The organism is Microbacterium sp. 69-7, from assembly GCF_001897985.1.
Classification (GTDB): domain Bacteria; phylum Actinomycetota; class Actinomycetes; order Actinomycetales; family Microbacteriaceae; genus Microbacterium; species Microbacterium laevaniformans.
Genome location: NZ_MKRU01000075.1, coordinates 22,675 through 28,730 on the forward strand (window position 1 = coordinate 22,675; position 6,056 = coordinate 28,730).

Sequence of the window (6,056 nt, forward strand, 5' to 3'; positions counted from 1 at the left end):
TCAGCGAGGCGTGAGCTCGTCGAGCAGGGCGTCTTCTTCCTGCATGTCGCGATCGCGTCGCCGGGTCTCGCGCTGTCGACGGCGACGGGCAGCCGCAGAAGGCTCCGCCTCGTCGGGTGACGCGGACTCGGCCACCTCAGCCGAGGCCGCCGCCGCCGCGTCTTCCGCATCCTCTCGCCGGTGACGGATCTCGGTGCGGATCATGTACCAGATGAAGACGAATCCCATCAGCGCGAAGAGGATCCACTGGATCGCGTACGAGAGGTATGGGCCGGGGTCGTCCGATGGCGACTCGAGCGCGTTGGGTGTCTCCGCGGGACTGGGCTGTTCGGACACCAGCAGTCCGTAGGCGCTCGTGATGAGCGCGGGCTGAGCGGTGGTCTCCGCGATCAGGGGGAGATTGATGGTCGGCACCTGGCCGCCCGGCGCGGAGCGTCCCGAGTTCGGCAGCGGCTCGCCCGGCTTGAGTCGCGCGATGACCTGTACCTGGCCGGCGGGGGGAGTGGGGGTCGCGTCCGGCTCGGGCTGGGAGGAGCCGGGCGGCAGCCAGCCGCGGTCGACGAGGAAGACCGCACCGTCGACCGTCCGGAACGGGACGAGCACCTCGAAGGCGCTGGTCCCGCCGTGGGCGCGGTTTCGGGCCAACAGCGTCCGGTCTGTCAGGTACTCGCCGGTGAGGGTGACGGGGCGCCACTGGTCTGCGGGCGGGAACGTCCCGTCGGTTCCGATCACCTGGTCCAGCGGCACGGGAGCGGCGTCGTAGTTCGCGGCGATCAGCGCGAGCTGGCTGCTGCGGTCCGCGTTGCGCGTGAACTGCCAGTTCGACAGAAAGGCGCAGACGATGGCGAAGACGATCGCGATCGCGACGTATCCTGCCCAGCGCATCGCCGTCTGCTGCCGAGCCGTGCGTTCTCTCATCTGGTCGCCTCCGCATCGAAGGCGACCACGTCCACCGGGAAGTCGCGGGCGGCGAGATAGTCGCGCAGATAGTCGACGTGATCGCCGCACGCGGCCCAGATCTTGCGTCGTTCGGGCGCGTGGATGCGCGGATTGCGCCACTGCACCTGCCACGTCGCGGGCGCGCGGCAGCCGGTCCTCGAGCAGATGGCCTCGGTCATGAGTCGTCCGACGGCGTCCGGGGTGCGTGCGGCTGCCGCGAGGACTCGCTCAGTCTGATCACGCGGGGCGTCTCGTCGACCGCGGCGGTCGGGGCGTCCGACGGTGGACGCGGGGTCGGAGAGGCCTCGATCGCGCGCTCGGGGGCGATGGCGCGTTCGGCCGATCCGGCGGCGACGTTGGCGATCACCACGGCGAAGTACGGAAGGAACATCGCTCCCGCTCCGAACAGCCAGGTGTACCAGCTGTAAGGGGTGACGGCCACCATCAGGACGAAGCAGATCACGCGTATGACCATCATCGTGAAGTACTTCGTCATGCGCGCGCTCGCGTCGTCGCGCGGCGCGCGCGGCAACGACGTGGCGGACTGAGCACGGGAGCTTTTCACGGTCCCCTCAGCCTACGCCGCGTGGGCGTCGCAGGCGCGGCGTCGCCCGATCAGTACGAGCCGTAACGCGAGCTGGCGGCGGCCCCGAGGATGATGAAGAAGACGAAGAAGCCGATGATCAAGAGCGAGATCGCGGTGCCGACCCATCCCACGATCACGCCCGCGAGCGCCATTGCGCGGCCGCCTTCACCCGTGCGCTTGATCTGGTTCAGCGAGATGTGGCCCATGATGGCACCGCCGACCGACCCGATCAGCGGAAGGATCCACACGAAGCCCAGGATCGACGCGATCATCGAGATGACGGCGAGCACGTTCGTCTTCACGGCGGGCGCCCCGTAGTAGGGAGCGGACCCGTACACGGGCGGTGCGCCCGGAGCGGGCTGCACCGGGGCGCCGGTGCTCGCGCCGTACGCCGGGGGTGCGGAGGGATAGGACGGCTGCTGATATGCCGGAGGCTGGTAGGCGGGCGGAGCCGGAGGCGTGTAGGGGGCATCCGCCGCAGGAGCCGGAGTCGGAGGCGTCACCGGCGGGGTGGCCGCGGCATCCGGGGACTGAGGGTTCGTCGCGTCGGTCATGATCTCTCCTGTCTCGCCGTGCCAGCCTATCGGCCGCCGTGCGAGAGCGGGGAGCCGCCGGCGCGCCGAGTAGGCTGGGGCGGTTACTCCCCAGCGAAACGGAGCCCCCATGTCGCACGATCGCGTCGTCCTCGTCACCGGTGGAAACCGCGGCATCGGCCGCGCGATCGCCGCACGCTTCGTCGCCGAGGGGTACCGCACGGCGGTCACCGCCCGCTCCGGCGAGGGTCCTGAGGGCACGTTCACGGTGCGCGCGGACGTGACGGATGCCGCGTCGCTGGATGCCGCGTTCAGCGACGTCGAGAAGCAGCTCGGTCCCGTGGAGATCGTGGTCGCGAACGCGGGGATCACGAAGGACACGCTGCTGCTGCGGATGACGGAGGACGACTTCGACTCCGTCGTGGCGACGAACCTGGGTGGCACCTTCCGCGTCGTCAAGCGCGCGTCCAAAGGCATGCTGCGGGCCAAGTGGGGGCGGGTCATCCTCATCTCCAGCGTCGTGGGCCTGTACGGCTCGCCGGGCCAGATCAACTACTCGTCGTCGAAGGCCGCGCTCGTCGGCTTCGCGCGCTCGCTGACCCGCGAGCTGGGAGGCCGTGGGATCACCGCCAACGTCGTCGCCCCCGGATTCATCGAGACCGACATGACCGCCGAACTGCCCGAAGACACGCAGAACGAATACAAGCGGAACATCCCCGCCGGCCGTTTCGCGACGCCCGACGAGGTCGCCGGTGTCGTCACGTGGCTGGCGTCGGAGGATGCCGCCTACATCTCGGGCGCTGTCATCCCCGTCGACGGCGGCCTCGGCATGGGCCACTGAGCGGCGTCGGTGCTTCGACGCGCGGCTGCGCTCACCGCGGGGAGGACACGGTGGGTGTTCGCGTGATGGCGGCGGCGATGGCCTCGCCGAGCCGCTGCGGCTGGGAGAACTGGGGCCAATGACCGCTGCCGAGCCGGATGATCTCGCTGTCATCGATGGCGGCGAACTCGTCGGCGTACCGGCCCCACTGTGCGAGGAAGCCGCGGAACTCCTCTTCGCCCAGTGATCCGGAGAGCACGGTGACGGGAAGCTCGTAGCGACGTTCGTCGTGCAGCGCGATCGCGTCGGTGGGGACCCGAGCCGGCACCGAGCGGGTCAGCGGTGCGGTGCGCGCCCGCGTCTGCGCGTCGAGATCAGCCACGTCGTCCTCGTCGAAGAAGTCCCAGCCGGGGAACGGCACGACGCCGTCGACGACGTCGAACTCCGAGATCATGCCCCCGTCGTGCGGCACCGCGGTATCGACCAGGACGACGCGGGTGACGCGTTCCGGGCGGGCATCCGCTGCACCCCATGCGACGTTGCCGCCCCCGCTGTGGCCGACGACCGCAACCGGGCCGGCGGACTCGTCGATCGCGGCGACAGCCGCAGCAACCCAGTCGGCGATGCCGATATCGGCGCTCTCGTCGCCGGGGGCACCCAGGCCGGGCATCGTCAAGGGGCGTGGGCGCAATCCTGCCGCTCGCAACGGGGGAAGCACATCGTCCCACGACGATGCATCGAGCCAGAGGCCGGGAATCATGATGACGTCCATGCGCTGACGGTACGCCGTGCCACCGACATCGCGGCAGGGGTGCCAGCGGACGCGCTCGCGCCGGGTCAGGGAAGCAGCGGTATGAGTTCGCGCAGGTCGACGGGTCCCACGACGAGGTCGGCCTGCCGTCGCACCGCCGGCTTGGCATTGAACGCGACACCGAGCCCGGCGACGGCCATCATCTGCAGGTCGTTCGCCCCGTCGCCCACCGCGATCGTGCGGTCGAGGGGAACGCCGGATGCCGCGGCCCACTCGCGCAGTGCTGCCGCTTTGCCGGCGGCATCCACGATCTCGCCCTCGACGAGACCGGACAGCACGCCGCTCTGGACCGCAAGCCGGTTCGCGCGCCACTGATCGATCCCGAGCGTTGGGGCGACGACGTCGAGGATCTCGTGGAATCCGCCGGATACGACGGCGGCCCGCCCGCCGCGGTCGTGAATGGCGGCGACGAGCTCGGCCGCTCCCGGGGTGGGCTCTACGCGCGCCCGCACGCGGTCGAAGGCGCTCAGCGGGACGCCGCGCAGCTCGGCCACGCGCGAGCGCAGACTCGTCGCGAAATCCACTTCACCGCGCATCGCCGCCTCGGTGGCCGCCGCGACTTCGGGGCCACGGCCGGCCTCGTCGGCGATGAGCTCGATGACTTCGTTGCGCAGCAGAGTGGAGTCGGCGTCGAACACGACGAGGAAGCGGGCGTCAGGCACCCGTCCAACCTATCGGCCGTCAGCGTGCGACGTAGGCGTTCTTTCCCACCACCGTGATGCCGCTGTCGGTCACGGTGAAGCCGCGCGCGAGATCGAAGGCGCGATCGACGCCGACCGTCGCCCCCGGCTCCAGGACGACGTTCTTGTCGAGGATCGCGCGATGCACCCGCGCGCCGGCGCCGACCTGGACGTGGTCGAAGAGCACGGAGTCGGTGATCGTCGACCCCCCGCCCGACAACGTCCACGGCCCGACCACCGAGCGCTCCAGGTGGGTTCCCGACAGCACCGAGCCCAGTGACACGATGGAGTCGATCGCGTTGCCCATGCGTCCGACGCCGTCGCGGACGAACTTCGCGGGTGGCGAGTTCACCGACTGAGAGTGGATCGGCCAGTCGACGTTGTAGAGGTTGAAGATCGGCAGCGTCGAGATGAGATCCATGTGCGCGTCGAAGAACGAGTCGATCGTGCCCACATCCCGCCAGTAGTCGCGGTCGCGATCGGTCGAGCCCGGTACGTCATTGCGCTTGAAGTCGTAGACCGCCGCCTCGCCGCGCCCCACGAAGTAGGGGATGATGTCGCCGCCCATGTCGTGGTTCGAGCCCGGCAGCTCGCCGTCCGCCTCCACGGCCGCGATGAGGGCGTCGGCGTCGAAGATGTAGTTGCCCATCGATGCCAGGACCTCGTGCGGCGCATCGGCCAGTCCGGTCGGGTTCTGGGGCTTTTCGAGGAACTCGCGGATCGTCACGTTGTCGCTGGGGTCGAGGTCGATGACCCCGAACTGATTGGCGAGCCCGATGGGCTGGCGGATGCCGGCGACCGTCGCCTTGGCGCCCGACTCGATGTGCGCGGCCAGCATCTGCTCGAAGTCCATCCGGTACACGTGGTCGGCGCCGATCACCACCACGATGTCGGGCTTCTCGTCGTGGATGAGGTTCAACGACTGCAGGATGGCGTCTGCCGAGCCCGAGAACCAGCGCTTGCCCAGACGCTGCTGCGCCGGCACCGAGGCCACGTAGGAGTTCAACAGAGCGGACATCCGCCAGGTCTGGGACACGTGCCGGTCGAGGCTGTGCGACTTGTACTGCGTCAGCACCACGATCTGCCGAAGTCCCGAATTGATCAGGTTCGAGATCGCGAAGTCGATCAGCCGGTACTGGCCGCCGAAGGGCACCGCGGGTTTGGCTCTGTCCTCCGTCAGAGGCATGAGGCGCTTTCCCTCGCCGCCGGCGAGGATGATTCCGAAGACCTTCGGCGCTGCAGGCATGTCACCACACTAGGCCCCCGTTCGACCGTGTACTAGCGTTCGTGACATGCGCGTCGACATCGTCACCAAGGAGTACCCGCCCGAGATCTACGGCGGTGCGGGTGTCCACGTCACCGAACTCGTCTCGGCGCTGCGGCGGAGCATCGAGGTGCAGGTGCGCGCGTTCGGCGGCGACCGCGACGAGACCGACACGACGTCCTACGGCGTGCCGGTCGAGCTCGCCGGCGCCAACCCCGCGGTCCAGACGCTCGGCACGGACCTGGAGATCGTCGGCGGTGTCGCGGGCGCCGATGTGGTGCACTCCCACACGTGGTACGCGAACTTCGCGGGACACCTCGCCTCTCTGCTGCACGGAATCCCACACGTCGTGACGGCCCACTCGCTCGAGCCGCTGCGCCCGTGGAAGGCCGAGCAGCTCGGCGGTGGCTACGCCGTGTCGAG

General features: G+C 69.5%; 9 protein-coding genes. 2 read left to right on the forward strand and 7 right to left on the reverse strand.

Features of this window, described 5'->3' with window-relative positions; translation table 11 throughout:
• The 4 genes from BGN98_RS06955 to BGN98_RS06970 are packed head-to-tail and all read right to left on the reverse strand — an operon-like array spanning window position 1 to window position 2,079.
• Window positions 1-918, reverse strand: coding sequence for an SURF1 family cytochrome oxidase biogenesis protein (locus BGN98_RS06955; RefSeq protein ID WP_288120433.1), 918 nt, complete (start codon window positions 916-918; stop codon window positions 1-3).
• Window positions 915-1,118, reverse strand: a complete 204-nt coding sequence (locus BGN98_RS06960) for a hypothetical protein (RefSeq protein ID WP_036290595.1) — start codon at window positions 1,116-1,118, stop codon at window positions 915-917. The genes BGN98_RS06955 and BGN98_RS06960 overlap by 4 nt, the downstream gene beginning before the upstream one ends.
• The gene (locus BGN98_RS06965) at window positions 1,115-1,504 is read right to left on the reverse strand and encodes a DUF3099 domain-containing protein (RefSeq protein WP_036290596.1); all 390 of its coding nucleotides are present in this window, start codon (window positions 1,502-1,504) and stop codon (window positions 1,115-1,117) included. The genes BGN98_RS06960 and BGN98_RS06965 overlap by 4 nt, the downstream gene beginning before the upstream one ends.
• Window positions 1,505-1,554: 50 nt before the next feature.
• On the reverse strand, window positions 1,555-2,079 hold the full coding sequence (locus BGN98_RS06970; RefSeq protein ID WP_036290599.1) for a DUF4190 domain-containing protein: 525 nt from the start codon (window positions 2,077-2,079) through the stop codon (window positions 1,555-1,557).
• Between the two features lie 109 nt (window positions 2,080-2,188).
• Here BGN98_RS06970 and BGN98_RS06975 point away from each other — a divergent pair, with 109 nt between their 5' ends.
• The gene (locus BGN98_RS06975; protein WP_061681533.1) at window positions 2,189-2,899 is read left to right on the forward strand and encodes a beta-ketoacyl-ACP reductase; all 711 of its coding nucleotides are present in this window, start codon (window positions 2,189-2,191) and stop codon (window positions 2,897-2,899) included.
• A gap of 31 nt (window positions 2,900-2,930) precedes the next feature.
• Here the strand turns inward: BGN98_RS06975 and BGN98_RS06980 are convergent, their stop codons facing one another.
• The 3 genes from BGN98_RS06980 to glgC form a co-directional block, all read right to left on the reverse strand.
• Window positions 2,931-3,650, reverse strand: coding sequence for an alpha/beta fold hydrolase (locus BGN98_RS06980; protein WP_288120438.1), 720 nt, complete (start codon window positions 3,648-3,650; stop codon window positions 2,931-2,933).
• A gap of 65 nt (window positions 3,651-3,715) precedes the next feature.
• Window positions 3,716-4,351: a phosphoserine phosphatase SerB gene (gene serB, locus BGN98_RS06985; RefSeq protein ID WP_288120440.1), complete on the reverse strand. Its 636-nt coding sequence runs from the start codon at window positions 4,349-4,351 to the stop codon at window positions 3,716-3,718.
• 19 nt (window positions 4,352-4,370) lie between these two features.
• On the reverse strand, window positions 4,371-5,615 hold the full coding sequence (glgC, locus tag BGN98_RS06990) for a glucose-1-phosphate adenylyltransferase (RefSeq protein WP_005049311.1): 1,245 nt from the start codon (window positions 5,613-5,615) through the stop codon (window positions 4,371-4,373).
• Between the two features lie 46 nt (window positions 5,616-5,661).
• Between glgC and BGN98_RS06995 the strand changes: the two genes are divergently transcribed.
• On the forward strand, window positions 5,662-6,056 hold a 395-nt coding region (locus BGN98_RS06995; protein WP_288120443.1), incomplete at its 3' end, for a glycosyltransferase.

Excerpts from the sequence above, each read along its gene's own strand:
- BGN98_RS06970 (WP_036290599.1), bottom strand. The coding sequence starts at position 2,079 with ATGACCGACGCGACGAACCCTCAGTCCCCGGATGCCGCGGCCACCCCG.
- BGN98_RS06980 (WP_288120438.1), bottom strand. The coding sequence starts at position 3,650 with ATGGACGTCATCATGATTCCCGGCCTCTGGCTCGATGCATCGTCGTGG.
- glgC (WP_005049311.1), bottom strand. The coding sequence starts at position 5,615 with ATGCCTGCAGCGCCGAAGGTCTTCGGAATCATCCTCGCCGGCGGCGAG.
- BGN98_RS06955 (WP_288120433.1), bottom strand. The coding sequence starts at position 918 with ATGAGAGAACGCACGGCTCGGCAGCAGACGGCGATGCGCTGGGCAGGA.
- BGN98_RS06975 (WP_061681533.1), top strand. The coding sequence starts at position 2,189 with ATGTCGCACGATCGCGTCGTCCTCGTCACCGGTGGAAACCGCGGCATC.
- BGN98_RS06960 (WP_036290595.1), bottom strand. The coding sequence starts at position 1,118 with ATGACCGAGGCCATCTGCTCGAGGACCGGCTGCCGCGCGCCCGCGACG.